Here is a 24,467-nt window from a genome sequence, read left to right on the forward strand (position 1 = left end):
TGGAGAGTAATTTGCGAAGGCATATCAACCGCGGTTAGAGTATTAAAAGTTTCCAACAGATCTGCGCCCGCGGCTGGGGCCCTACTAGCGAGAGAGCGATGAACCAGAAGCAATACCCTCAAAGATGGACTGGAAGATGGGCCGATCAGCAAACATTCGACAGCGTTTACAGCACGATCCCAGCCGCCTACCAATGTTATAGAGATATTATAAAAGACCAGAAATATGAAGATCCACGAAGCCTTATACGGTCAGGCTTCAAAGTATACGGGCAAGTGGATGAAGATGGCATAATACAAGAAATTTTCCGCAGGATTGGCATCAAGAATCATACATTCATCGAAATCGGATGCGGGTATGGACTGGAAAATAACACCCGCTATCTTCTTAAACAGGGATGGTCCGGTATTTGGATCGATGGAAATCAAGAAAACATTAACTACATTAACGGCAATTTTCTCAATAGTATTGGCACCCGCCTTGAAGCAAAGTGCTGTTATATAAATAAAGATAATGTCAATTCGGTAATTTGGCCCAGTTCCGTGATCGATGACAGGGAGATTGATTTTTTAAGCGTTGATATCGATGGCAATGACTACCACGTACTCTCGGTAATTGATCAGGTAAACCCAAGAGTTATTGTCGTTGAATACAATGCGAAATTCCCTCCCCCGTTCGACTGGGTGATGCCGTACAACTCCGATCATATATTTCAGGGAGATGATCATTTTAGTGCATCACTAACGGCTTATACGAGACTGATGAAATCTAAGAAATACTCCCTTGTCGGCTGTGGGATCGGTGGATCAAATGCGTACTTCGTTCGCGATGACTTTGTCGACGAAGAAACATTTCTGGCACCATTTACCGATGAATTTCACTATGAACCGGCTCGGTATTTTCTGATATTCGGCTTCATTAACGAATTACCTGGATGGAACATGGCCGGCTGGCGCGCTGGACCTGAAAGACCCGAGCCTGTGGCAACTGACTAGAGCAGATCGCGATCAGATGGAATCATCTGCTCGCGTGACTCTGCTCTATCTTCAATAGATTGCGAGCATTTCCCGCTCACGGGTGATCGGGAAATGCTCTAGCGCCCGTCGTTGATCGCTTCTCATGCGAAAAATAAGTCAAAGAAGCCTGTGCTCGTGGACCACACCTGACCGGCTCTCGAGCCGGTTCCGCTTGATTCTCAGCTCCGGCAGCCACACCATCATCAAGGGAAAACCCAGGACGAATCTCGGCCCCTTATCCGTCCAGCGCGTCCTGTCGGAGCAGATCAATTGCGCTCAAGGGTACCGGGCGTTCAATGCGGTCGGCATCTGTATGGTTTATGCTGTATCGGCAGATTTCATGGAGGCACCATGTTTCCTATTGTTTTGAAGGATGCATTTACAAAACAAGAAGTCGGAAAACTCGCCGACCTTCTCAATTCTGCTTTTCCTGATGAAATGAAACCGGAATATCAGAACTCCGCTAACTTCGCGATGATCGATGAACATAAAGGTGAACGCGGCGCTGAAATCCGCGAGTCGATTATGAGTATGTTTTGCGCATCTCCTTGCCTGCAAGTAGCGGAGAAAGTACTACGGGATCAGCCCGTCTTTTTAATGCATGAATGCGCATTTCGCTTCCATGAACCCGGCCAGTACGACAGTCACCTGGCTTTCCATCTCGATGGTCAGTTCATGGGGACTGAGAGCACAACGCTCAACTTCTGGGTGCCAACCGTCGATGTCGGAGAAACCGCACCCGGCTTGACGTTCTTGCGTCCGGAATGTGATATCCGGGTTTTTATCAACGCTTTTAATCAAAATAAAATGGGTGGACCGACCGTACATACCGAAGCGGATCTTGAGCGGATCTATGGCGCGCCGATCGACTCTTTGGTAACGACTCCCGTTGTTACGGCTGGCTCCGTGTTGCTGTTCCATCAGACAACCTTACATAGCACGCAAAAGCTTCCAGAAGGCGGCGACTATCGGCTTTCGATTGAGTTCAGAATTGGCCAGCGCTCGGCGCTGCCGAAGCATTATCAGTCCGGTAAATACGAATATGCGGTTCCGCAAAACGACGGATCTGGTTGGAACTTCGACTATAGGCGAGAGTCGGGCACTTAAGAGTCGGTCGCATCGACTGGCGGCTCGGTCGTCAGAAGCAACTGGCCTACTTATCTATGCATTTTGCGTATACCCCTCCTTAGCGTTCGCAGTTCATCCCCAACCCAATGAAAGCTAAAATCTAGAGCAGATCGTGCGGTGACGGGATCACTTCGTGATCGCGTCAGCGTGCGTGACTCTGCTCTATCTCATTGTTTTAGAGACAAACTCACCGACCATATTGAATCATGAAATGATTCAATATGGTCGGATTTGGCTCTAGATCATCAAATGCTTCACCCAGTCCTCGTGACGGCGGTCCAGGCCGGGTCGGTCATGATGCTCTGAGCTTCTCGGGGCATATCCGGCATGGCGAACATCGTTCGGGGTGACGCCATAGCGTCGGCGGAACGCCCGGACGAAGGCCGCATCGCTGCTGTAGCCGGCCGCCAGGGCGATGTCGTAGGTCGAGTGGTGTGCCCGGGTCTTGTCTGCCAGCGCGACCAAGGCCTGTCTCAGCCGTCGGTCCCGGATATAGGTGCCGATGCCTCCGAAGGAATCGAACAGTTCGTATAGCTTGGTGCGGGATATCCCCAGGTTGCGGCAGATCAGATCAACCGACAGGTCGGGATCATCCAAGCGAGCTTCGATATGTCGCCGCGCGCGTGTCAGTTTGGCGAAGGCAACGCCGGAGGCTTGGTTCGGCCTGTCGGGAGATGCGGCGGCGTTAAGGCACGCCGCAGCGAGGCCCACCGTCGCCGGCGCAATCTCCGCGCCTTGCCGCGCCGTCATCCGGCTCGAGAGCGCCTTGAGTGAACTCATATGGTCGCGCAGCAATTGCACCATCGGCTCTTCGCCGGTGAGCACGCGCAGGTGCTGGTCGTCTGCCGATGTGAGCTGATCCTCCAGCATGCTTCGGGGAATGAACAGGGAGATGTTCGCGAAATTGTTCGTCCGCGAGACGGCCGGCTGCGCCAGATCAAAGATCACCAGACCATCGGTCGGGAAGCTCCGTGTGCCGGTCTTCGTCTCCCAGAGCATGTCGCCTTTTTCGTAAAGCTGGATCATGTAGTGGTCCATACCGTCGCGGGCCATCAGCCGGGGCGAGCGTTCCCAGCGCTGCTGTAGGGTTCTGGTGCGCGCAAGCATGATCGAGCCGAACATGTTCGCATCGATCTCAGCGTGGAAATTGTCGTTGCGAACCTGGCGATCAGCCTCGACCTCGAAGACACAGGAGATGCTCTCACGCCAGACGTCGAAGCGTTCCCGCTCCGGTACACCGTCCAGTTTGAAATGCGCGTGTGGAACGGGGATGCTTTCTTGTGCCAGGACGGCGCCCGCTTTTTTCCTCATCTCTGGTCCTTCCCGCCAGGCCGACTTCCTGAAACCAGAGCCGACCGAAGAGATCTTCTGGAACGCCGCCAGCCACCGTCAAAAGACTAACCTGATGATCGCCTACGTCCCAATGCCTGATGCTCCTCAGCTCTTCGCACTCTAAGACCCTTAATGATGCAAGGACTCTTTGCGACGTCCTTCACCATCGAACCGAGGAGCTTTGTTTCATTGCTGTCTGGGACCGCCAAATCCTGAGCGCTGTCGGATATTCCGGACATGCCGTGTGAGAAATCCGGACATACGGTAGGTGGCGGTATCGACGGCTCCCCATACTCCCCAGCCAATGGCGTGCAGAGCATGGGGATTGGAATGCCAGACAAGACAGAGACCCGCCGGAGGGACTTTCTGGCCGGCGCCGGAACGGCGGCCTGGATCGCCGGTCTCGGATTTCCCTTACCGATCAAGCCGGCAGTCGCCGCAACCACACCGGCGGAGGCCGCGCCCGAGGGGGCACGGATCGCACGTGTGGCGATCTATCCTGCGCTGGGAATCTCCCGTGTCGGCGGCAGTCCGAAATGGTTTCTGGCCCCCGAACTGCCCGGCGTACCGCCGCAGCCCGAGGGCGGCTTCAAGGACGGTACCGACCGTATCAAGAAACAGGCGCAGAGATTCCGCATTTACGCCTTTGATGATCGGGATCGCGTCATCGGCGAGATAACCACGACCGAGGCGACGATCTCCTGGCGGGTCCACGTCGCCAACACCAAGGCGGCCTGGTACGGTTTCAGCAATCCCCTCGACAATGGAGCCGCGGCGCCGGGCTTGCCGGGACGTCAGCGCAACCGCGCCTATCAGAGCGATGCGGACCGGGAGCGCATGCTTGTGATCGACCCTGGTCCGGTGACGATCAGCGGCACCGATGTCAACGCGGCCGGCGACCTGACCGACTACAGGATGGTCGGCCGCTTCTGGGAAAGCCTGGATGTCGGACTCGGGCAGGTGCGCACGGACGACAAAGGCCGGCTGATCGTCATGCCGCCGGACGGTGTGGCCGGCTCGCCGCAGAACGCCCCGATCACCAGTTTCGCCGACAATGACGGCTGGTACGACGACTGGTGCGATGGACCGGTGGACGCCACTGTGACCCTGGACGACCGGCGGACGTTACAGGCGGACGGCGCCTGGGTCGCCTGCGTTGGACCGAACTTCGCCCCTGAAATTCCGCCCATCAGCACTCTGTACGACGTCATCGCGAGCCTCAACTGGGAGCAGGGCTGGGAGGAGATCCCGGAAGGCCCGATATCCTTCCGCAAGCACGTCTACCCGACCTTCCGACGGGCAGCCCTCATGGAATGGGTCTCCGCAGCGGCAAATCTGCGCGAAGCCTGGCTCGATATCGGAGATCTCGGTAGCGAGGCCTTCATCGCGAAACTGGCGGATCCGCGTCCGGAGAATGCGCCGCTGCGGCTCGCGGTGTTCGACGCCTTCCGCAACCCGGACAATCTGGGCGACGATGCCTACAAGGACGAGCACCTCAAGATCCCCCTGATGACCGGCGACGGGATCGACCATGACGGCAGCCCGCTCCAGTGGTTCCAGTTTCCGAAGCTTCAGTACGAGTACCTGAGACGCTGGGCGGTCGGCGATTTCGTCGACGATTTCGCTGATGCTGACCTGGACGTCGTCGAGCGGATCGAGCAATTGCCGGCGGCTCTCCAGCCCTCGGCCCTGACTGAGGCAGCGTTGGAACCGTGCTCGGGCGGTGCCTTTCATCCGGGCGTGGAACTTTCCTACTACCTGCGACTGGCGCCGCTCTATCGACGCCATACCGACACTGCGGCCGAGCCGTTCCGCATCGCAAGGGGAAGCCGCCCGTCCCTGTTGCAGGACGTCGGGCGAATTCTCGATTTCGATGCTGCCACGCAACACAAGGGAAACGAGACGATCCCGATCGGCCCGCAGATGCCGGGAGATCTGACACGGTGGATGGGGCTTCCCTGGCAACCAGATGCCTTCAGCTGCCAGCGGGTCGCCATGCAGGACGCCTTTCCGGTCCCGGTCTGGTGGCCGGCCCTGCTGCCGGTCGATGTGCTGCCGGAGGAATTCTACGAGCAGCTGATGCGCACCGACCTTTCCGATGCCGACCGGGTGAAGTTCTTCGAGAATCGGGTGTGGTGGGCGCGGGGCGTTCCCGGGGTCGGCTATCACGCGAACGCCAGCTACTGGGACGGCATCATCAACATGATCACCCTGTGGCAGGAGATGGGCTTCGTGGTGAAGAGGCCGGGACCCGCCGACGGTGCGCGCCCCGATGGCATCCCCGAGGATCTCTTCGTCGAGGTCGGCCGTGGCAATATCGAGATCCGGATGAAATGGACCCCGGGGATGGGGCAACTGCCATGACCGCCGACCCGGCCCGTTCCCTGTCCGAAGGTACGGTGGCCGTTATCGGCGGCGGTATCGCCGGCGCGGCAGCCAGTGCCGCCCTCCGTCTCCGGGGATTGCCGGTTCTCTGGATCGCGCCGCCGCGCGAGGACAGGCCGCGCGCGGGCGAGAGCCTCGCCGCAGCGGCCCGGCCGTTGCTTGAAACGCTGGGCGCGGGTCGCTTTCTCGACAGGCCGGTCCATCGACGGATGGAGACGAGTTTCTCCAATTGGGGCACACGGGCGCTGCTCGAACGCAGCGCGATGGCCCTACCAGGCGGTCTCGGCACGGCAATCGACCGCAATGCCTTCGAGAAGGATCTGCTCGGCCTTGCGTTAGATTCAGGCGCGACACGCCTGCCCACGTCCGTCCACACGGCCTGCAGAACTGATAGCGGTTGGTGGCTGAGAACCATCGACGGCGGAACGCTGACGGCGGGCCTGCTGGTCGACGCAACTGGTCGGTCGAGCCTGATCGGACGTCGGATGACGGTCATGCGGCGCCAGGATCGGATGATCGCTGCCGTCGCCTTCCTGAGGCAGAGATCATCCGATATCGATCCGACCCGAACCACGCTGATCGAGGCCGTCCCGGACGGTTGGTGGTATGCCAGCCTACTCGCCGATGGCTGTCTGGCGGTCAACCACTACACCGATCCGGATCTTCTGCCACGTGGCCTGGGACGCAATCAGGAGGCATGGGGCCGGCTGATCGCCGACACCTGCTACATCTCGAAATGGATAGACACCGGCGGGTTCGAGATCGCGCAGGCACCCGACCTGGCAAGCGCCGGTTCGACTTGGCTCGATCGCGCCGCCGGACCCGACTGGATCGCGGTCGGCGATGCCGCGGCGGCGTTCGATCCGCTCTCCGCTCATGGCATGACGACCGCTCTCTGGACCGCCATCAACGCTGCCGAGGCCGTGTCTCGGTCTCTGGCCGGCGATACGGCGGCACTGGATGCCTATGCCGACCGGGTGGCCGATGGTGTCGCCCGGTTCCGAGCGGAGCAGACGGCGATCTACCGACGCGAGCGTCGCTTCGCCCGGCACCCGTTCTGGACACGGCGCAACACCCCTGCACACCACGCCCAACCCGAGCCGATCCGCTCGACCGAAGGGCGGCAAACCGAATTAACACGGTAACAACAGGAGGATGACATGAAGCTCCCCAAGAATTTCAGGGCCAGAGCCCTCGCATTGCCGGCGTTCGCGGTTCTTGTCGCAGCCGCTGGGATGCCGACCCCTGGTCGGGCCGGCGAGATCAAGGCGTACCCCGACCACAACCTGCCCGGCCTCCCCTATTCAGCTGTCGTGCGCGCCGGCGACACGATCTACGTCTCCGGCGTTCTCGGTCATGTGCCCGGCAAGGCGGAACTCGTCCCGGGCGGCGTCAGCGCCGAGGCACGCCAGTCGCTCGCCTATATCAAAGAGTATGTGGAGCTGGCCGGCGGGTCGTTTGAGAACACCGTCAAATGCATGGTGCTGCTGGCAGATATCGAGGACTTCCCGAAGATGAACGAGGCATATCGGGAGTATTTCCCGACAAACCCTCCGGCGAGGTCCACAGTGATCGTCCCGGCACTCCCGCTTGGCGCGAGCGTCGAGATCGAATGTAACGCCGTGCTCGCCGACTGACGGGCGACCGCCGTCCGTTGAGCGGACTTTGGCGGAACAGTGTGAGGTGTGGTGATGACCGGACTTTCGACGACAGCCAGGACGAAGACGCCCACCTCTGCACCTGTGCCAAGGCTCCGGGCGGCGGTCGTCCGGACCGCGATAACCATCGGCCTGAGCATCTGCCTTCCGATCCCGGCGCAGGCTGCGGAGGGCCCGCTGCCCAGACCGCATTGTCCACCGAGGCCCGCCGACCAGGTCTTCCTGCCCTGCGGCGAGGTCGTCTACTACCAACCGCGGATCGGGGTGGCGATCGCACCGTTCGACGGCGGGCCTCTGCCATCCGACGGCCCTCTGCTGGATCTGACCTCCGGAGACCGGGCTTTGCGGTCCGTCGACGGCGTCCTCGATGCTGAGCTCCGGCTCATTACCGGGACCGCCGCCGCGCCCATGCTGATGGGATCCAGACCCTATCGGGTGGCAAGTTTCGAAGGCCAAAGCCGGGTCGGTGGCGTGGTCTCGTCGTATAACGGAATCTTCCCGGCACCGACGCTGATGCTGGAGGCCGGCGACACCCTGCGCCTCAGGATCGAGGACCAGCGGATCCCGAACGAGGTGCTGCAGGCAAGCGACCTGCATTTCGACCCAACCGAGCCGGTGCCGGATGCGTCGAACCTGCACACCCACGGGCTTCTGGTAAGCCCCGCCGGCGAAGGAGACAACGTCTACCGCGCCTTCCGACCGGGCCACAGCTACCGTACCGAAATGCGCCTCGGTGCGACCCATTCGGACGGCATGAATTGGTATCATCCGCACATGCACGGCTCGACCGCGCCGCAGGTGTTCGGCGGGCTGGCGGGGCTGATCCAGGTCGGCGGCGTGGTCGCACCGATGCATCGACCGCTGGTCGAAGGACTGGTCTCTCAGCAGCTTGTCCTGAGTGGAATGGCACTCGCCCCCAGCCGGGAAGACCCGGACCTCTTCATTCTTGGACCGGTCGCAAACAACACAAGCCCGACGCTCACCGACCCGAACCCGGCTGCGGCAGTCGGCGCGCCGAGAACGGCGCCGGACTATCGTCCGAGTCACCTCGTCAACGGTCAGCTCAACCCGACCATCGCGATGCGGCCGAACGAGACCCAGATCTGGACCGCCATGAACGTCAATGTCTCCGCCTCCTATTCGCTGGCATTGGCGCGGATCGGTGCTGACGGGACCGTCGATCCCTCCACCCCCCTGTTCCGCACCACGATCCTGGCGCAGGACGGGAACGACGAGTATGTGCCGCTGGCCGGCCATCTGATCAAGCACCGGGACCCTATCGAGGATTTCTTCGTGGGCCCGGGTGAGCGCCTGACCTGGGCGGTGACGGCGCCGTCCGAACCGGGCACCTACCATCTGATCAATGTGGTCGACTACGCCTATGGGCGGCAAGTCGGTAACCTGCCGGCGATGCTGACCTTCCAGCCTCCCCAGGCCTTCGTGCCGACGCTGGTGCTGGCTACTGTCGAGGTTGCGGGGGAAGCGGTGGCGCGCGCGGTTCCGGAATTCGCCCCCACCAAGACACCGGCGCTGATCGAGGCCGAACCGGTCCTGACCCGCGACATCGCGTTCGATTTCGACGAACAGTATCTGAGAGGCCGGGTCAACTTCGGATACTTCCCGAACAACGCCGTGATCCAGGGCTATTCCGGAGATATCGAGCGCTGGATCGTTAGCACCTACTCCCAGGTGGCGCATCCGATCCACATCCACCAGGGCGACTTCATCATCGAGCGGATCGAGTACTATCAGGACCAGGCGCTGACCAAGCTGCGCACGGATCTGCCCGAGAACCCGATCATCTATCCCTTCCGCCGGGTCATGGACACCCTGACCTTGCCAGGTCGCAGCAAAGTGCACCTGAAGATGAAGGCCTCCGCCTTTCCCGGGAAGTTCGTCATGCACTGTCACATGCTGCTGCACGAGGACAGCGGCATGATGGCGTCCGTCGTGATTTCCCGTCCCCGCAGCGAAGAGTTGGTCGCCGTCGGCGCGGGTCCCGGCACTCCGCCGGAGCTGAGCGTCGTCGAGGCGGCAAGCGGTCGGGAAGTCTCCCGCTTCCAGGCATTCGATCCGGCCTACCGCGGCGGCGTGAGCGCTGGGATCGGCAACGCGCTGGGTGGGTACGGCGCCTTTTTGGCGGTCGCCGCGTCGCGGGGCGAACCGCTGGTCCGCCTGATCGATCCGGCGTCCCCATCCGAGACCGTTCTGGAGATCCGACCGTTCGGCGGGGCCGGCGACGGCGCGAGCGTGGCGCTCGGCGATATCGACGGCGACGCGGTGGACGAGATCGTGATCGGATCCGGGTCGGGAACCCGGCCTTCGGTCGCGGTGTACGACATCGTGAAGAGCGATGACGGCTGGAAAGCCGAACTCAAGCTGGAAGTCCCGGTCTTCGACGTCTCCTACCGGGTCGGCGGCATCCGGGTCGCGGTCGGCGATATCGACGGCGACAACTGGGACGACATCGTTGTCGGCAACGGCCCCGGCGTACGCAACCGGGTGGCGGTGCTGAGCGGACAGTTCCTCACCGAAGCGGCGGCCGGCATCGGCAATTTTGCGTCCGCCACCGGCGATGCCGCCTTGGACCGGGACCTGAAGCTGTCGATCTGCGCACCCCAAGGACAAGGCGCGGTGATCGCAGAGCTGGTGGACCCGCTTCCCGGCACCGACGGCACCAATGTCGCCGTCGGGTTGGTCGGCGCGGGCTTCGCCACCTATCCCCCGCTTTCCGAGCCCGGATTCAATCCGGTGGTCGAGGAGTCCTATCGGGCACAGGTGATCGTCACCCGCGGCACCAGCCGGCAGGATCCGGAGGTCGCCGTTCTCGAATATGTCGGCCCCGGCGGTCATAACCATGAAGAGGCGGTGGCCGACCGCACCCGCATGCTGCGATCGGTTGCCCTCTTCACCCCGTTCCCGGGTCAGCGATCGCTCGAGGGCGGCCTGGTCGTCGCCACCGGGCTCATCACCGCAGCCGACCCCGACACACCGGTCACTGGCCTGATCGCGGCGATCGCCCCGGACCGGCAATCCGTCTCTTATTTCGATATCGGGGGTGGGATCGTCACCCGTCCCTGGGCGGTATCGCGTTAGCTGGCGTCAATGGCAGGGAGAGGTACCCGACATGAACTGGAACGGACGACCAATGACCCGACGGGGTCTGCTGGGGCGGCTTGCTGCCCTCGGCGGAGCCGGCGCGGCCTATCACGGTCTGACAACGCTCGGCCTGCTGGCGATCCCGCCTGCCCATGCCGGAATACCGGTGAGGCCGGCCGATATCGGCGTCGGACGAAGCGTGGTGATCCTCGGAGCTGGGATGGCCGGGCTGACGGCGGGCCTGCAGCTCGCGCGGGCCGGCTTCGATGTGAAGATCGTCGAAGCGAACGGACATATCGGCGGCAGGAGCCTGACGGTACGACCCGGAGACAGCTATGCCGAGGTCGGTCGGGAGAAAATGGTCTGCCGTTTCGACGACGGGCTGTACCTGAACGCCGGCCCCGGACGCATACCGCATCATCATACCGCCGTGCTTGAGTACTGCCGCACGCTCGGCGTCGCGATGGAGCCCTACATCTTCGCGAGCCGGGCCAATCTCCTGCAGAGCGACCAAGCGCTCGGCGGCCAACCCGTCCAGCTGCGGCGCATCAAACACGACCTGCGTGGCCGGTTGAGCGAGATGTTGGCTAAGGTGCCGGACCCCGCGGCTCTGGATGCGTCGATCACCGCCGAGGACCACGCCGCATTCAAGGGCATGCTCGAACAGTTCGGTGCGCTGAACCGCCAGGGTGACCGGCTCGTCTACCGAAGCTCAAGCCGGGCCGGCTATTCGGTTCCGCCGGGCGCCGGCCGCGATCCGGGAACGCTGTATCCGGATCTTGAGCTGAAGACACTGCTCGACAGTGACTTCTGGCGGAACGGGCTCTTCAACGACATGACCGACTACTGGCAGACCAGCCTGATGCAGCCGGTCGGCGGCATGGACATGATCGTGAAGGGCTTTCTGGCGGCCGCGATCCCGGGCGGACGCACCGTCAGGGACCTCGTGGTGACAGAAAGCCCGGTCCGCGAGGTCGTGAACACCGAAACCGGTGTCGTGGTTGTGCACGCCAAGGGCCGGGAGCAGGCTGACTATTGCATTTCGACCATGGCGCCATCGGTTCTCGCCCGAGTGAAGAATAATTTCCGTCCGGCCTATGCGGATGCGCTGACCCGCATCCAGGATACGCCTGCCTTCAAGCTCGGTTGGCAGGCGACCCACCGCTTCTGGGAAGAGAACGACCAGATCTACGGCGGCATCAGCTGGACGGATCACCCGATCACCCAGCTCTGGTATCCGTCGGACTCCTACTTCTCGAAGACCGGCGTCCTGACCGGCGCCTACAACAGTGGCGCCAACGCTCAGCTCTTCGGCGCGCTGTCCCATCCCGAGCGTGTCGCCCTGGCGCTGGAGGGCGGCGAGAAGCTGCACCCGGGTTTCTCGAATTGGGTGCACCGCGACCGAGCGCTCTCTATCGCCTGGCACAACATGCCGCATTTCCCCGGCGGCTGGCAGAACAACCCGCCCGAACTGGACCCGCAAGCCTATGCCCGTCTGACGGTGCCGGAAGGCAATGTCATGCTGGCCGGCGACTTCCTGAGCTACTGGTGGGGCTGGAAAGAGGGTGCCATCCGATCCGCCGATCTGGCCGTCCAGGCGATTGTGGATCGAGTGTCACAGTAAGGCGCGACTGCGTGCGGCCAGGGACTGATTGGAACGCGTGGGTCAGGCCGCTTGCCGGTACACCGATGCATATGCCAAGCCCTCCAAGGGCGACGTACCGACCGGCTGCCCGGCCCACTGGCGCCGGGCGTAGTCGACCAGATTAGGAGCTCTGGCCATTGATGTAGTCCCCGAGATTGCCGATGGCGGTGCGCACTCGACGGGCTGGCGCTCGATCTGCGTGAGCGCGTCGCGGACCCTGTCCGTCTGGCCATTCCAAAGCCGCCAGTGCAGGCGGTCGAGCGTGCCGATCCGACCAGCAACGGCGGCACCGGTCCCGCTCTCCCGATGCGCGCCAAGCGTGGGTCACGGATCGTCAACGTGCCTTGGAGGCTCTGGATCCTGCGAAGCCGACGGTCCTTCAGCCGCAGGGTCGGGTCGAGCCGGCGCCGACGGTCGCCTTCGCCCGCAGACTTACCTCCTGGAGTGCCACGACAGCGCGCAGGAAGTCACCGAGCACCCGCTGCACAGTGCCGTGGTTGAGACCGATGTCTTCGACGTTTGCCAGATCGACGATCTCACCGAGCCGCGCCACCGCGAGGCCGGGCCCTGGCCCGTCTCAATCAGTTCCCGCTTCCAACCCATCCAATGATCCCGGCGCCGTCGATCCCTCTGATCTCGTGAATTGGAGGCGCGCCGCCATATGTACTAATGGTGTCCTTGAAGCTGATGGTGGTGACTGACCAGAGAGTCCAAGTTGACCGGGTGGAGAGTTACGGACGCAAGGGGGCTCGGCTTGAAGATGACCTGCAGCGGAAGTTGGTGGCGCATCGCGCTGCGGAGGCGCGGCTGGTTGCTTGTGCTCCTCGCGATCGGCCTTACGACGTCGGCTGCGGCCGTCGGTGACCAGAAGCCACTGACCGTCGGCGTCTACGACAATGCGCCGAAGCTCTTCGTCACACAGAGCGGGGAGGCATCTGGCTTCTTCCCCGACATACTGGCGGCCCTCTCAGCGCGCATCGGTCGAGACATCGTCTATCGTCGGTGCGTCTGGGACGAGTGCCTGTCGCTTCTGGAGCGCGGGGAGCTCGACGTGATGCCGGACGTCGCGTTTTCCGAGGCTCGCGCCGAGCGGTTCCGTTTCGGCGAGACCCCTGCTCTCTACAGTTGGTCCTATCTCTATATACCGCCGGGCTTAGTGCTAGGCGGCCTTGCGGATCTGGACGGGCGTCGCGTCGCGGTCCTCAACGGCAGCATTCAGGCCACGAAGCTCGACGAGTACGCCCAGGAGAACGGCTGGACGATCGACTACGTCCTGACCGGGAGCCATAAGGAAAGCTTTGCGGCCGTTTTGTCCGGGGCAGCAGACATCGCGATCGTGAACCATCTTTTCGGGGAAAGCCGGGAGGCCGGCTCGGGCCTCCTTCGCGCCCAGTTCGTCTTCAGCACGTCGGCGCTCTATTTCGCCTTTTCGCCCTCCGTCCCGAAGAGCGTGGTCGCGTCGTTCGATGCGGGTCTCGTGCAGCTTCAGACGGATCCGAGCTCGTCCTATTTTGACGCCTATGAGGAGTGGTTCAGCCCGGCGGACGTCATCCGGATTCCCGATTGGCTGATCGCGGCGGCCTTGTTTCTCGCCGTAATTGGCACCGTCGCGGTCCTCTCAGCTCTTGTTCTGAGGCGCCGGGTTGAGGAGGCGACCGGCGCGCTGCGAACGAGCTCGGACCGTCTTGCGGAGGCGCAGCGGCTCGCGCGCATCGGGAATTTCAGTTGGACCCTCGGTCAGCCCACGGTTACCTGGTCGGACGGCATGCGTACGCTTCTCGGCTATGAGGAACGTTACGAGCCGTCTCTTCAGGAGATCGCGGACACCGTTCATCACCCTGACGACCATGACCGGGTCATGGGCTGGATCCAAAAGGGGATCGACGACGGCGCGGAGGCGTTGGGCCCGGAAGTCTACCGGCTCATCCGCAAGAACGGCGAGGTGATCTGGGTCGAAGCCAACCTCAAGCTCGAGCGCGGCGCATCGAAAGACATCGTTGTCTTCGGAACCTGTCAGGACATCACTGCGCGCGTGGAGCTTGAGCGGGATCTGCTCCAGGCCAAGGCAAAGGCAGAACAAGCCGCGAAAGCAAAGAGTGTCTTTCTGGCGAGCCTGTCGCACGAGTTCCGCACCCCGCTCAATGCGATCATAGGCTTCACCGAAATCCTCAAGATGTCTGGCGGCGACCGGCTCTCCAAGAAGCAGCAGGACCAGCTTACCGACATCCATACGGCCGCGCATCAGCTCTACGGCCTCGTGACGGACGTGCTCGAACTCACCCACGCGGAACAGATGGAATTCCGGATCGCCGCCGAAACGATGTCGCTTCAGGCGGTGCTGTCAGAAGCGCTGGCGCAGGTCCGCTTCCTCGGCATGCGCCACGACGTCGAAATAGTCGACAAGACGGCCCAGCGTGAGAACGTACAATGTTTCGCCGATCCCGCGCGGGTCCGTCAGGTGCTGGTCAATATCCTGTCCAACGCAATCAAGTACAACCACCGGGGCGGGCGCGTGACCATAGACTTCGGTGAGACAGGGCCGACGAAGGTGAGACTCCGGTTCGCCGACACCGGTCCCGGTATCCCGGAGGACCAGCAGGCCACAATCTTCAACATCTTCAGCCGCGTGAAAGGTCAGGCCCTGATCGCAGGAGAAGGGACCGGCGTCGGTCTCACGATCGCCAAAAGCCTGGTCGAGCGCATGGGTGGCGAAATCGGGGTGGAGAGCGTTGTGGGCGAGGGCAGCACCTTTTGGTGCGATTTCGTTAAGGCTTGAGGCGTGCTTCGATCCGCTGCCTTCCTCCCAAGGCCATTCTGACGTCAGCGTTCGTGGAACGGACTGAGGGGAGCTTTGGCAGCTTCGATCGACCGAATTTTGTTACAGGGATCCTCAAATAATCGCTTGGAAACTGCATCGGTGATCGAAACTAGGTCACCTTCCGTCATGAACCGTTGGAGGAACCCTGTCGCTGAGGCGGTTTCACGGAAGTAAGCTTTTCGAAGCAACCGGGTGAAGGGATAGGGAAGCGGGGAAGGCGCGCGGCCGATCGCAATCAACCAAACTTACCTTCCGGTTTGGGTCGATACTGTTGAAAAAGACTGAAGGCAGTTTTAGCAGGTAACATTACGACACAGAAAAGAGGACATGACGCGCAAATTATTCACCCCAGAAGATAAAATTAAAATATTAACTTATATTTGCGCCTGCTTGGAGCGCCGCGCGGCCTTTTTCAACAGTATCGATCGGTTGAAGAAGGCCGTCTTGTCGCAGGTCTGAGGCGGTGATGCAGTTCTCCTGCAGCGCGAGGGCGAGCTGATGATAAGGGACCGGACGGTGATGCAGGAGGGGCTCTTCCGCAACAAACGCCGCTCATCGCGCTGCTGAACGTCCATTATTCGCGCGCCGGCGATCTCGAACAACCGGACTACCTGATGACCGCCCCCTTCTGTGCCGGTGACCGGGTATCGGGATGACTTCGGCAATTGGTGCAGTCGTCTGGTCGCTCCGGCCGGCCGCTTTACCCTGGGCACGGACGCCGTATCCTGATGGCGCCGAGGGCCACGACGCTGCCGATGTCCCGATGACGCATATTTTAGGGCGTGGGAACCTGGAGGATTTTCGGGTCTGGACGGTGGAGGTATGACCTCTCTATTAGTGTCGGTAAATCGACGCATAAGAAAATAGAATATTGAAAGTATTGGTCGGAGGCCCACTTTAAGAAAACGCAAATTTTTTTATATGTTTGGGTTTGTCGCCGGGTGCGGTGGCGGTGTTTCAAAACCATTGCGCTGTCAAACATGACCTGAGGCCCCCTTCACCAGGATCGAGGGCAGTTAGATGACGAGCCGAACCATAACGCAGACGGTCACGTTCCGCCGACCGTTCCGACTTTCGGGTCTCGAAGAAATCCTGCCGGCCGGTGATTATCTCACGGAGACGGAGGAGGAACGGTTGGAAGGCCTGTCCTTCTCGGCCTATCGCAAGACCATGGTGCTGGTATACCTGCCGCAGCGCCCGGGCAGCGCCGGCCGCACCGAGACCCTCTGGATCGAGCCGGCCGACCTGGAACAGGCGCTCGCCCAGGACAAGGCGACATCAGGGCAGAGCGGATGACAAAGATGGGCTTGAGTCGGCGCATCGTCTTTCGGCGACCCTTCCTTCTGGCCGGCTTCGACCATCCGCACCCGGCGGGCACCTATAGCATCGAAACCAATGCGTCCGGATCTTGGAACGCCCCGGCGAGCCCCGAGACCCAGCGGATACGAGTGTGCAGCGGTCACGGAGTTAACGGCTTTCTGGACAACATCACCGTCGATTCCGGCGATCTGCGACATGCGATGCACATCGACGCCCAGACTATGGAAACTGTTTAGTGCGCCCAGTGGACGTAAAATAATTCGAGAAGAGTTCTCTCTTATTCTATAAATAAAAATAAATAATAATTGACGTTATTTAATTGCTGTGTATGATTACACTCTGAATTAAAATGTATTTCATGAGGTATTTCCATGTCGTTTAAAAGTTTCTGGAAAAGCTCCGGCGAAATCAAGAAGTCTGATGAGCCGGCCAACGCCGACACGGCGAAGCCGTCGCCTGCCGTCGATCCGAAAAAGGATGTCGCCGGTCCGGACAACAAGCCGGCCCCCAAGGCCTGAGGGCGGGGGATCGGGTCCGATCCCGCCTGCCACACGATGGCGCTGAACTTTCCAAACGCCTCCCGCAGTTTCGATCCCACCCACGGTCGTGTCCGTTTTTGGGGTTATGACCGGTCGATGGAGATCGCCTTCTTCGTGGAGGCGGCAGCCCTCGCCGACGTGATATCGGGAGGCGTGCTCAGCGAGGCCGATCTCCTGGATGCGTTCGACCACCATATTGAGCGTATTCACAAGGCTGCTCGGGCTGCCTATGCCCGGCGACAGCACGCGGCCTATGTTCTGACGGCTGAAGACCTGGCCTTGTGAACGAGCGGTTCCGGGGATCGAATTCCTCACTCTTAGACGCCGTCCGGTGGTCGTCGGTTCAGCGTCCGCGATGGGATGCCGTCGGCACATCCGACCTAGGCCGCCGCCACGCGATACTCATCGACGCGACCTGACCAAAGCCGACGCAACAATAAGGTACCCGACATGCCATCATCGAACGGAGACCCCGACGGAGGCGGTCCCTGGGGGCGGGGCCCTCAGCCGCCCAATCCGGATGTCGAGGCCATTGTCCGCGGCGCCCAGCAGCGTCTTAAGGGCTTTCTGCCCAGCGGCGGAAGCTGGCGTGCGGCCGTTCTCGTTGCCGTGCTTGCCGTGATCGCGTTCGCCGGGTGGACAGCCTATTACACTGTGCCCAGCGACTCCGTTGCCGTCGTCCAGCGCTTTGGCCGCTATGTCGGCGAGGTCCCGCCGGGGCTGCATTTCAAGATCCCCTTCAGCGTCGACACCGTCACGATCGTGCCGGTCAAGCGGCAGCTCAAGCAGGAGTTCGGCTTCACCACGCCGGGAGCCAGCGATCCGTATCAGGGATCGCGGCAGCGCGACGGGACGCGGGAGACCGAGATGGTCACCGGCGATCTGAACGCCGCCCTTGTCGAATGGGTCATCCAGTATCGCATCTCCGATCCTAGAAAATTCCTGTTCGAGGTCCGTGAGCCGAGCGAAACGCTCCGCTACGCCTCGGAGTCCGTGATGCGCGAGGTTGTCGGCGACCGCACCGTGGACGAGGTCATCACCGTCGGCCGCCAGGAGATCGAGTCCGAAGCGCTGACCAAGATGCAGGCACTGACGGTCAAATACGCCCTAGGCATCAGCATCGATCAGGTCCAGCTCAAGAACATCAACCCGCCGAAGCCGGTGCAGGCCTCCTTCAACGAGGTGAACCAGGCCCAGCAGGAGAAGGAAAAGCTGATCAACGAGGCGCGCCGCGATTACAACAAGGTGATCCCGCTGGCCGAAGGCGAGAAGGATCAGCGGATACGCGAGGCCGACGGCTACCGGCTGAAGCGTATCAACGAAGCCGAAGGCGACGCCGCCCGGTTCCGCGCCCTGTATGCGGAATACCTGAAAGCCCCCGACGTCACCCGCCGCCGCATCTATATCGAGACGATGCAGGACGTCATGCCCCTCATCCGATCCACGGTGATCGTCGATGGGAACCTGTCGGGCATCCTGCCGCTCATGAACCTCACCCCCGGCCTGGGAGCGCCGCAATGAAGCGGATCGTCACGATCGTCGCCGCCCTGGTGATCCTGGCCGGCCTCTACGTGGTCTCCAGCGCGGTCTACGTGGTCACCGAGGTCGAGCAGGTCATCATCACCCAGTTCGGCAAACCGGTTGGCGAGCCGGTCACAGAAGCCGGCTTGAAGCTGAAAGTGCCGTTCGTTCAGGAGGTCAACCCGATCGACAAGCGGGTGCTTGAGTGGGATGGAAACCCGTCCGACATGCCGACCAAGGACAAGCTGTACATCTCGGTCGATCTGTTCGCACGCTGGCGCATCACCGATCCGCTACAGTACTTTCTGCGACTGCGTGACGAGCGCAGCGCGCAGTCCCGCCTGGACGACATCCTGGGCAGCGAGACCCGCAACGCGGTCGCCAAGCACGAGCTGATCGAGATTATCCGGACCACCAAGGGCCGCGAGCCGCTGCGCGACGCCGTCCTGTCTGAGGCGGAAACCGCCCAGAACATCGGAGCGCTGGTACCGATCCAGAAAGGCCGCGCGCTGGTCGAGGAGGAGATCTTCACGGCGGCGGCCGAAAAGGTGCGGGTGTTCGGCATCGAGCTGCTCGACATCCGCTTCAAGCGGATCAACTACAACGAAAGCGTCCGACCGAAGATCTACGACCGGATGATCAGCGAGCGCCGGCAGATCGCCGAGCGGTTCCTGTCGGAAGGCAATGGCGAGGCCGCCCGGATCCGCGGAAACCGGGTGCGTGATCTGAACAAGGTCCAGTCGGAAGCCTACCGGGCGGTCGAGGAGATTCGGGGCGTGGCCGACGCCAACGCCGCGGCGATCTATGCCGATGCGTATAACCAGTCGCCGGACTCCGCCGCCTTCTATGAGTTCACGCGGATGATGCAGTCCTATCGGTCGATCATCGCCGAGAACTCGACGCTCGTTCTGTCGACCGACAGCGACCTGTTCGGGTTTCTGAAGGGGTTGGAACCACTTGCACCGGGCAAGGAAGCGCCAGGGAAATCACCTTCCCCGCCCTTAGCGGCAGCGGAATGAACGACGTGTCAGCCCCACTGCCTGCCGACAGGGTGGTGCCGATCCTGGAAGGTGGCCCAGATCCGGCCCCGGTCGAACGGATCAGCGAGCCCATCCTGCTGACGGCCCTGCGCCTGTCCACCTTTCACGGCCAAACCCACCTCACCAATGCCAGCGGCTTCTTCTTCCAGCGCGACGACAATCTGTTCCTGGTGACCAGCCGGCATGTGCTGCGCGACGCGGTCAGCGGCCACAATCCCAGCCGCATCCTGATCGAGCTCCCTACCGACCGCGGCAATCTCACCGCTTCCACCGGCTTCTCGATCCCGCTCTATCGGGACGGCCAGCCGCTGTGGCGCGACGGCGTCGACAGCGGCGGGCGGGGTCGATGTTGCGGTCATCGCCATCGACCAGGACGCGCTGCCGCACACCTTGGCCTACCGGGTATTCACGCCGCGGCATCTCGTGCGCACAGGCGATCCGGTCGTGATCGGCTGCACCCTGATGGTCGTCGGGTTCCCGCTGGGGTTTCATGACACGCTTCACCACATGCCGGTCGTCCGGCGGGCGGCGCTTGCCTCGTCCTTCGGGTTACGGTTCCAGGGGCAAGGCTATTTTCTGACCGATGCCCGTACGCACCGTGGCACCAGTGGGGCGCCGGTGGTCATGCCGGTGGAACGGCAGCAGGTGAGGAGGAGGTCGGAGTTGGGGGATTTGCCGTGGTTGCTGCTCGGAATCCATTCATCCCGTCTTGATCTCGGCTCCCGCGATCTGGAGCAGGACGAGGCACTGGGCCTGAACTGCACATGGTACGCGGATATCCTGATGGGGTTGACCGAAGGGCTGCGGCCGGTTGGCACCCGTTCGGGCGGGAATTCCCCCAGTCCGTAAAACGCGACCGCTTCAGATCGAAGCGATCGCGCTCTAACCTATTCAAACGAAAATATATTCACATGGTTCGGAGGTTCGTTCTGACCGTGATTTTCTTTAGTAGTCGGCCCCTACACTCGCTGGCGCACCGGTCCGTTCTGCTTCGTTGGCCACCATCGCTTCGGTGGTGATCAACAACCCTGCAATCGACGCCGCTCCCTGCAGGGCGAGGCGGACGACCTTGGTGGGGTCGATGATTCCGGCCGTCGCCATGGTCACATACGCGCCGGACTGGGCATCGTAGCCATGGCCGGTATCCCCCTTGTCCAGCAGCTTGCCGATGATGATCGAACCGTCGGCCCCGGCATTTGCGAGGATCTGGCGCGCCGGCGCTTGGAGAGCGCGGCGGATGATGTCAATGCCGACCTTCTGGTCGTTGTTCTCCGGGTTCAGCCCGTCGAGCTTCTGGCTGGCATAGAGCAACGTCACGCCGCCGCCGGGCACCACGCCTTCCTCGACCGCCGCGCGGGTCGCGTGCACCGCGTCGTCGACCCGGTCCTTGCGCTCCTTGACTTCGATCTCGGTGGCGCCGCCGACCCGGATGATCGCCACGCCGCCGGCCAGCTTGGCCAGCCGCTCCTGCAGCTTCTCCTTGTCGTAGTCGGAGGTCGTCTCCTCCATCTGAGCCTTGAGCTGGGTGCAGCGGGCCTCGATGGCGGTCTTCTTGCCGCCGCCGTCGACCACGGTGGTGCTGTCCTTGTCGATGCGGACCTTCTTCGCCGTGCCCAGCATGTCGATCGTCACCGTCTCGAACTTGGTGCCGACATCCTCGCTGATCACCTGGCCTCCGGTCAGGATCGCGATGTCCTCCAGCATGGCCTTGCGCCGGTCGCCGAAACCGGGAGCCTTCACCGCGGCAACCTTCAGGCCGCCGCGCAGCTTATTGACCACCAGGGTCGCCAAGGCCTCGCCCTCGACGTCCTCGGCGACAATGAGAAGCGGCCGGCCGCTCTGCACCACCGCTTCAAGCAGGGGCAGCAGGGCCTGCACACCCGGCAGCTTCTTGTCGTGGAGCAGGATCAGGGGATCGTCCAGCTCGCAGACCATCTTGTCGGCATTGGTCACGAAATACGGCGACAGGTATCCGCGGTCGAACTGCATGCCGTCGACGATGTCGAGTTCGGTCTGCAGAGACTTGGATTCCTCGATCGTGATCACGCCCTCGTTGCCGACCTTGGCCATCGCCTTGGCGATCATCTCGCCGATCTCTCGGTCGTCATTGGCCGAGATGGTTCCGACCTGGGCGATCTCGGCATTGGTCTCGACCTTGCGCGAGACCTTCTCCAGGTCCGCGACCACGGCGGCCACGGCGAGATCGATGCCGCGCTTGAGATCCATCGGATTCATGCCGGCGGCCACGGCCCGGGAGCCTTCGCGCATGATCGCGTGGGCCAGGACCGTCGCGGTGGTGGTGCCGTCGCCGGCCAGGTCGCTGCTGCGGTTGGCGACCTCCTTGACCATCTGCGCGCCCATGTTCTCGAACTTGTCGGTAAGTTCGATCTCCTTGGCGACGGTGACGCCGTCCTTGGTGATACGCGGGGAGCCGTAGGCCTTGTCGATGATCACGTTGCGGCCCTTCGGCCCCAGGGTCACCTGCACGGCGCGGGCGAGGATGTCGATGCCGCGCAGCATGCTGTCGCGGGCGTCGGTGTTGAAGCGGACTTCTTTGGCGGACATGGATGATCTCCTGGTTCGTTACGCGGCGGGCGTCGTTGCGGTTGCCTGGTCCACGATCCCCAGGATGTCGGTCTCCTTCATGATCACGAGGTCCTCGCCGTCGAGTTTCACCTCGCTGCCGGACCATTTGCCGTAGAGCACGCGATCTCCGACCGTCACGTCGGGCGTGTGCAGCTTGCCTTGGTCGTCTCGATTGCCGGAGCCGACGGCGACGACGGTGCCTTCGACTGGCTTTTCCTTGGCGGTATCGGGAATGATGATTCCGCCGGAACTGATCGTATCCCGCTCAAGCGGGCGGATCAGGACGCGGTCCTGTAGCGGACGCAATTTCATGGAATTTCCTTGGCCCCAGGGCCTGTAGCGCGCTCTGGCCCGATCGGGTCGAAAGGGCGAGGCGGCCTCTAATAGATGGGGTGTCGAAAGGCCGAATACGACGTATAAATCGAATGACCGCTTCGGTCACGGCAGATCGCCAGCTTTCAAAGTATCGACGATTGCCAACGTCGTTCCATAGGTTCTGAATAGTGGTGTGGGGGAGGTCGTTCCTGTTGGAGGATACGACTATGCTTCCTGATACCAGCCTATCCGAGGCCCCGGTTACTCGGCGTGTACCCTGGAACAAGGGCCGTCTGGTCGGCCAGAAACGACCGCTGAAGCCCAAGGATGTCTGGGGCATCCGCGTGCGCCTTGAGATCAGCGGCAGCAAGCGGGACCTGGCACTGTTCAATCTGGCGATCGACAGCAAGCTGCGCGGCTGTGATCTGGTCAGCTTGAAAGTGGAGGACGTCCAGGTCAGCGGCCGCATTCGCGAACGGACCACGATCCTCCAGCAGAAGACCGGACGCCCGGTGCAGTTCGAACTGACCGAGCCGACACGCAAATCGGTAGAGGCATGGATCGACCATGCCGGCAGGCGTCCTGGCGATTATCTCTTCCCGAGCCGATGGAGGCTCAGTCCCCATCTGTCGCCGCGGCAGTATGCCCGGATCGTTCATGCCTGGGTGGAGAGCGCCGGGCTCGATAGTTCGGCCTATGGGACCCACACGATGCGACGCACGAAAGCGGCCCAGATCTACCGCAAGACGGGCAATCTGCGTGCCGTCCAGTTGTTACTCGGCCATACAAAGCTTGAGAGCACCGTGCGGTATCTCGGCATCGAAGTGGATGACGCCCTGACGATCTCCGAGCAGATCGAGCTGTAGGGCCGCCACGGCTGCTCCTGGCGGTCGCCTGTCAGTGGGCGGCCGCCAGTGGCCGGATGCTGCCTTCGATATCGCTCTTCTTCTCGCGAGCGGCACTGTCGAGCTCGTACCGAGCCTGGAGGTTCATCCAGAACTCGGCCGAGGTCCCGAAATAACGCGCGAACCGCAAGGCCGTGTCCGCGGAGATCGCCCGCTCACCATGGATAATGGCGGTGATCCGGTTCTTCGGAACGTGCACGTCTTTCGACAGCCTGTAGGCCGATACGCCCAGAGGCTCCAGGAACTCCTCACGCAGGATGATGCCCGGGTGCTCCAGGGGAATTACCCCACCTGGTCTCTCTTCCAAGCTCATGCTTCCCTCCTCAGTGATAGTCGACCAACTCGACATTCTCGGCACCGCCATCGGACCAGCTGAAGCAAATCCGGTATTGGTCGTTGACCCGGATGCTGTACTGACCGTCGCGATCTCCCGAGAGCTTCTCCAACCGGTTGCCCGGCGGAACGCGAAGGTCTTCGATATCCCGCGCCGCATCGATCATCAGCAGTTTCCGCCGTGCCCGACGCTGGATGTCGGGCCCGAAGCCGCGGACATACGTCCCTTCGAAAATCGTGCGAGTGGCCGCGTCCCGGAAGCTTCCAATCATCAATAGTTATGTATAGCGTAACCATCGCCGTGGCAACCAGCAAGCGCTGTGGAGTGCAGTTGAACTGAGCGACCGCTTTGAAGCGGTGCGTCAGTAAGTGCGAATGTCTGTTATGGGTCGCTGCCGGCCGAATGGCGAGGAGGCTCTGCTGGGTGGGGTGGGGACGCGGCTCTGCTATCGCTAGGAGAGCCTCCTATGTCAGTCCTTATTGGCTGACGCGCGTGACCTGCTCCCCTGAAACTTCCGCATTGTGAGGTTAGTCTGTTCCTCTGACGAGGAGATGGACGATGAAGCGCAGTCGGTTCAGCGAGGAACAGATCATTGGGATCCTGAAGGAGCATCAGGCAGGCCTGTCGGCGGCGGAGCTTTGCCGCAAACACGGGATCAGCGATGCGACCTTCTACAAGTGGCGTTCGAAGTACGGCGGCCTTGAGGTGTCGGAGGCGAAGCGCCTGAAGCAACTCGAGGACGAGAACGCGCGGCTGAAGAAGCTGCTGGCAGAGTCGGTGATGGACGTCTCGACGTTACGCGAGATGCTGGGAAAAAACTTCTGAC

At 61.9% G+C, this 24,467-nt stretch carries 22 protein-coding genes and 1 pseudogene; 17 read left to right on the forward strand and 6 right to left on the reverse strand.

What is annotated here, in order from left to right; translation table 11 throughout:
- Positions 1-98 precede the first annotated feature (98 nt).
- A complete protein-coding gene (locus G578_RS29680; protein WP_156907403.1) occupies positions 99-995 on the forward strand; it encodes an FkbM family methyltransferase in 897 nt (298 codons plus the stop codon).
- A gap of 372 nt (positions 996-1,367) precedes the next feature.
- Complete coding sequence (locus G578_RS29685) at positions 1,368-2,123, forward strand: phytanoyl-CoA dioxygenase family protein (protein WP_156907404.1); 756 nt, start codon at positions 1,368-1,370, stop codon at positions 2,121-2,123.
- Positions 2,124-2,381: 258 nt separating this feature from the next.
- Here G578_RS29685 and G578_RS0120390 read toward each other — a convergent pair whose 3' ends face one another.
- Positions 2,382-3,455, reverse strand: a complete 1,074-nt coding sequence (locus G578_RS0120390; protein ID WP_028795811.1) for an AraC family transcriptional regulator — start codon at positions 3,453-3,455, stop codon at positions 2,382-2,384.
- Between the two features lie 258 nt (positions 3,456-3,713).
- Between G578_RS0120390 and goxA the strand changes: the two genes are divergently transcribed.
- From goxA to G578_RS0120435, 8 genes are all read left to right on the forward strand, one after another.
- Positions 3,714-5,840: a CTQ-dependent glycine oxidase GoxA gene (gene goxA, locus G578_RS0120395; RefSeq protein ID WP_211228968.1), complete on the forward strand. Its 2,127-nt coding sequence runs from the start codon at positions 3,714-3,716 to the stop codon at positions 5,838-5,840.
- Entirely contained in the window at positions 5,837-7,006 is a 1,170-nt protein-coding gene (gene goxB / locus G578_RS27365) for a glycine oxidase maturase GoxB (RefSeq protein ID WP_169400890.1), read from the forward strand. Before goxA ends, goxB begins: the two co-directional genes overlap by 4 nt.
- A 15-nt stretch (positions 7,007-7,021) precedes the next feature.
- A complete protein-coding gene (locus tag G578_RS27370; protein ID WP_028795813.1) occupies positions 7,022-7,498 on the forward strand; it encodes a RidA family protein in 477 nt (158 codons plus the stop codon).
- A 456-nt stretch (positions 7,499-7,954) separates the two neighbouring features.
- Positions 7,955-10,615 carry a multicopper oxidase domain-containing protein gene (locus G578_RS0120410; protein WP_169400891.1) on the forward strand — a complete coding sequence of 887 codons (2,661 nt, stop codon included), beginning with the start codon at positions 7,955-7,957 and terminating at the stop codon, positions 10,613-10,615.
- Positions 10,616-10,646: 31 nt separating this feature from the next.
- Entirely contained in the window at positions 10,647-12,242 is a 1,596-nt protein-coding gene (locus G578_RS0120415) for a flavin monoamine oxidase family protein (protein WP_028795815.1), read from the forward strand.
- Positions 12,243-13,023: 781 nt separating this feature from the next.
- Positions 13,024-15,039: an ATP-binding protein gene (locus G578_RS0120425; protein ID WP_028795816.1), complete on the forward strand. Its 2,016-nt coding sequence runs from the start codon at positions 13,024-13,026 to the stop codon at positions 15,037-15,039.
- A 1,062-nt stretch (positions 15,040-16,101) separates the two neighbouring features.
- Positions 16,102-16,377, forward strand: coding sequence for a hypothetical protein (locus tag G578_RS29690; protein WP_156907406.1), 276 nt, complete (start codon positions 16,102-16,104; stop codon positions 16,375-16,377).
- Positions 16,374-16,637, forward strand: coding sequence for a hypothetical protein (locus G578_RS0120435; RefSeq protein WP_156907407.1), 264 nt, complete (start codon positions 16,374-16,376; stop codon positions 16,635-16,637). Before G578_RS29690 ends, G578_RS0120435 begins: the two co-directional genes overlap by 4 nt.
- A 41-nt stretch (positions 16,638-16,678) precedes the next feature.
- Here G578_RS0120435 and G578_RS29935 read toward each other — a convergent pair whose 3' ends face one another.
- On the reverse strand, positions 16,679-16,999 hold the full coding sequence (locus tag G578_RS29935; protein WP_169400863.1) for a hypothetical protein: 321 nt from the start codon (positions 16,997-16,999) through the stop codon (positions 16,679-16,681).
- Here G578_RS29935 and G578_RS0120445 point away from each other — a divergent pair.
- The 5 genes from G578_RS0120445 (at position 16,956) to G578_RS30050 (ending at position 20,350) form a co-directional block, all read left to right on the forward strand.
- Entirely contained in the window at positions 16,956-17,225 is a 270-nt protein-coding gene (locus tag G578_RS0120445; protein ID WP_028795818.1) for a DUF1488 family protein, read from the forward strand. The genes G578_RS29935 and G578_RS0120445 overlap by 44 nt on opposite strands.
- A 369-nt stretch (positions 17,226-17,594) precedes the next feature.
- The gene (gene hflK, locus G578_RS0120450) at positions 17,595-18,461 is read left to right on the forward strand and encodes an FtsH protease activity modulator HflK (protein ID WP_211228969.1); all 867 of its coding nucleotides are present in this window, start codon (positions 17,595-17,597) and stop codon (positions 18,459-18,461) included.
- Entirely contained in the window at positions 18,458-19,480 is a 1,023-nt protein-coding gene (gene hflC, locus G578_RS0120455; RefSeq protein WP_028795820.1) for a protease modulator HflC, read from the forward strand. The genes hflK and hflC overlap by 4 nt, the downstream gene beginning before the upstream one ends.
- A complete protein-coding gene (locus G578_RS30045; protein ID WP_211228970.1) occupies positions 19,477-19,995 on the forward strand; it encodes a hypothetical protein in 519 nt (172 codons plus the stop codon). The genes hflC and G578_RS30045 overlap by 4 nt, the downstream gene beginning before the upstream one ends.
- Complete coding sequence (locus G578_RS30050) at positions 19,946-20,350, forward strand: hypothetical protein (RefSeq protein ID WP_211228971.1); 405 nt, start codon at positions 19,946-19,948, stop codon at positions 20,348-20,350. Before G578_RS30045 ends, G578_RS30050 begins: the two co-directional genes overlap by 50 nt.
- Before the next feature lie 96 nt (positions 20,351-20,446).
- Here G578_RS30050 and groL read toward each other — a convergent pair whose 3' ends face one another.
- A complete protein-coding gene (groL, locus tag G578_RS0120465) occupies positions 20,447-22,066 on the reverse strand; it encodes a chaperonin GroEL (RefSeq protein WP_028795821.1) in 1,620 nt (539 codons plus the stop codon).
- Between the two features lie 18 nt (positions 22,067-22,084).
- Positions 22,085-22,399 (reverse strand): co-chaperone GroES, encoded by a 315-nt coding sequence (locus G578_RS0120470; protein ID WP_028795822.1) that lies wholly within the window; start codon positions 22,397-22,399, stop codon positions 22,085-22,087.
- A 230-nt stretch (positions 22,400-22,629) separates the two neighbouring features.
- Here G578_RS0120470 and G578_RS0120475 point away from each other — a divergent pair, with 230 nt between their 5' ends.
- Complete coding sequence (locus G578_RS0120475; protein ID WP_028795823.1) at positions 22,630-23,268, forward strand: tyrosine-type recombinase/integrase; 639 nt, start codon at positions 22,630-22,632, stop codon at positions 23,266-23,268.
- Positions 23,269-23,299: 31 nt separating this feature from the next.
- On the opposite strand, the gene G578_RS0120480 is transcribed toward G578_RS0120475, so the two are convergent.
- Positions 23,300-23,620: a HigA family addiction module antitoxin gene (locus G578_RS0120480; RefSeq protein ID WP_028795824.1), complete on the reverse strand. Its 321-nt coding sequence runs from the start codon at positions 23,618-23,620 to the stop codon at positions 23,300-23,302.
- Positions 23,621-23,630: 10 nt separating this feature from the next.
- Complete coding sequence (locus G578_RS0120485; protein ID WP_028795825.1) at positions 23,631-23,912, reverse strand: type II toxin-antitoxin system RelE/ParE family toxin; 282 nt, start codon at positions 23,910-23,912, stop codon at positions 23,631-23,633.
- A gap of 287 nt (positions 23,913-24,199) precedes the next feature.
- Between G578_RS0120485 and tnpA the strand changes: the two are divergent.
- Positions 24,200-24,457, forward strand: a pseudogene (tnpA, locus tag G578_RS0120490) (IS66 family insertion sequence element accessory protein TnpA); the annotation flags it as partial.
- Positions 24,458-24,467 lie beyond the last annotated feature (10 nt).

Origin of the sequence: Thalassobaculum salexigens DSM 19539, assembly GCF_000423805.1 — a bacterium.
Lineage (GTDB): Bacteria > Pseudomonadota > Alphaproteobacteria > Thalassobaculales > Thalassobaculaceae > Thalassobaculum > Thalassobaculum litoreum.

Excerpts from the sequence above, each read along its gene's own strand:
- groL (WP_028795821.1), bottom strand. The coding sequence starts at position 22,066 with ATGTCCGCCAAAGAAGTCCGCTTCAACACCGACGCCCGCGACAGCATG.
- goxB (WP_169400890.1), top strand. The coding sequence starts at position 5,837 with ATGACCGCCGACCCGGCCCGTTCCCTGTCCGAAGGTACGGTGGCCGTT.
- G578_RS27370 (WP_028795813.1), top strand. The coding sequence starts at position 7,022 with ATGAAGCTCCCCAAGAATTTCAGGGCCAGAGCCCTCGCATTGCCGGCG.
- G578_RS29685 (WP_156907404.1), top strand. The coding sequence starts at position 1,368 with ATGTTTCCTATTGTTTTGAAGGATGCATTTACAAAACAAGAAGTCGGA.
- G578_RS0120485 (WP_028795825.1), bottom strand. The coding sequence starts at position 23,912 with ATGATTGGAAGCTTCCGGGACGCGGCCACTCGCACGATTTTCGAAGGG.
- hflC (WP_028795820.1), top strand. The coding sequence starts at position 18,458 with ATGAAGCGGATCGTCACGATCGTCGCCGCCCTGGTGATCCTGGCCGGC.
- G578_RS29690 (WP_156907406.1), top strand. The coding sequence starts at position 16,102 with ATGACGAGCCGAACCATAACGCAGACGGTCACGTTCCGCCGACCGTTC.
- G578_RS0120425 (WP_028795816.1), top strand. The coding sequence starts at position 13,024 with ATGACCTGCAGCGGAAGTTGGTGGCGCATCGCGCTGCGGAGGCGCGGC.
- goxA (WP_211228968.1), top strand. The coding sequence starts at position 3,714 with ATGCCGTGTGAGAAATCCGGACATACGGTAGGTGGCGGTATCGACGGC.
- G578_RS30045 (WP_211228970.1), top strand. The coding sequence starts at position 19,477 with ATGAACGACGTGTCAGCCCCACTGCCTGCCGACAGGGTGGTGCCGATC.
- G578_RS0120390 (WP_028795811.1), bottom strand. The coding sequence starts at position 3,455 with ATGAGGAAAAAAGCGGGCGCCGTCCTGGCACAAGAAAGCATCCCCGTT.
- G578_RS0120445 (WP_028795818.1), top strand. The coding sequence starts at position 16,956 with ATGGCGCTGAACTTTCCAAACGCCTCCCGCAGTTTCGATCCCACCCAC.
- G578_RS0120470 (WP_028795822.1), bottom strand. The coding sequence starts at position 22,399 with ATGAAATTGCGTCCGCTACAGGACCGCGTCCTGATCCGCCCGCTTGAG.
- G578_RS0120480 (WP_028795824.1), bottom strand. The coding sequence starts at position 23,620 with ATGAGCTTGGAAGAGAGACCAGGTGGGGTAATTCCCCTGGAGCACCCG.
- G578_RS29680 (WP_156907403.1), top strand. The coding sequence starts at position 99 with ATGAACCAGAAGCAATACCCTCAAAGATGGACTGGAAGATGGGCCGAT.
- G578_RS0120415 (WP_028795815.1), top strand. The coding sequence starts at position 10,647 with ATGAACTGGAACGGACGACCAATGACCCGACGGGGTCTGCTGGGGCGG.
- G578_RS0120435 (WP_156907407.1), top strand. The coding sequence starts at position 16,374 with ATGACAAAGATGGGCTTGAGTCGGCGCATCGTCTTTCGGCGACCCTTC.
- G578_RS0120475 (WP_028795823.1), top strand. The coding sequence starts at position 22,630 with ATGCTTCCTGATACCAGCCTATCCGAGGCCCCGGTTACTCGGCGTGTA.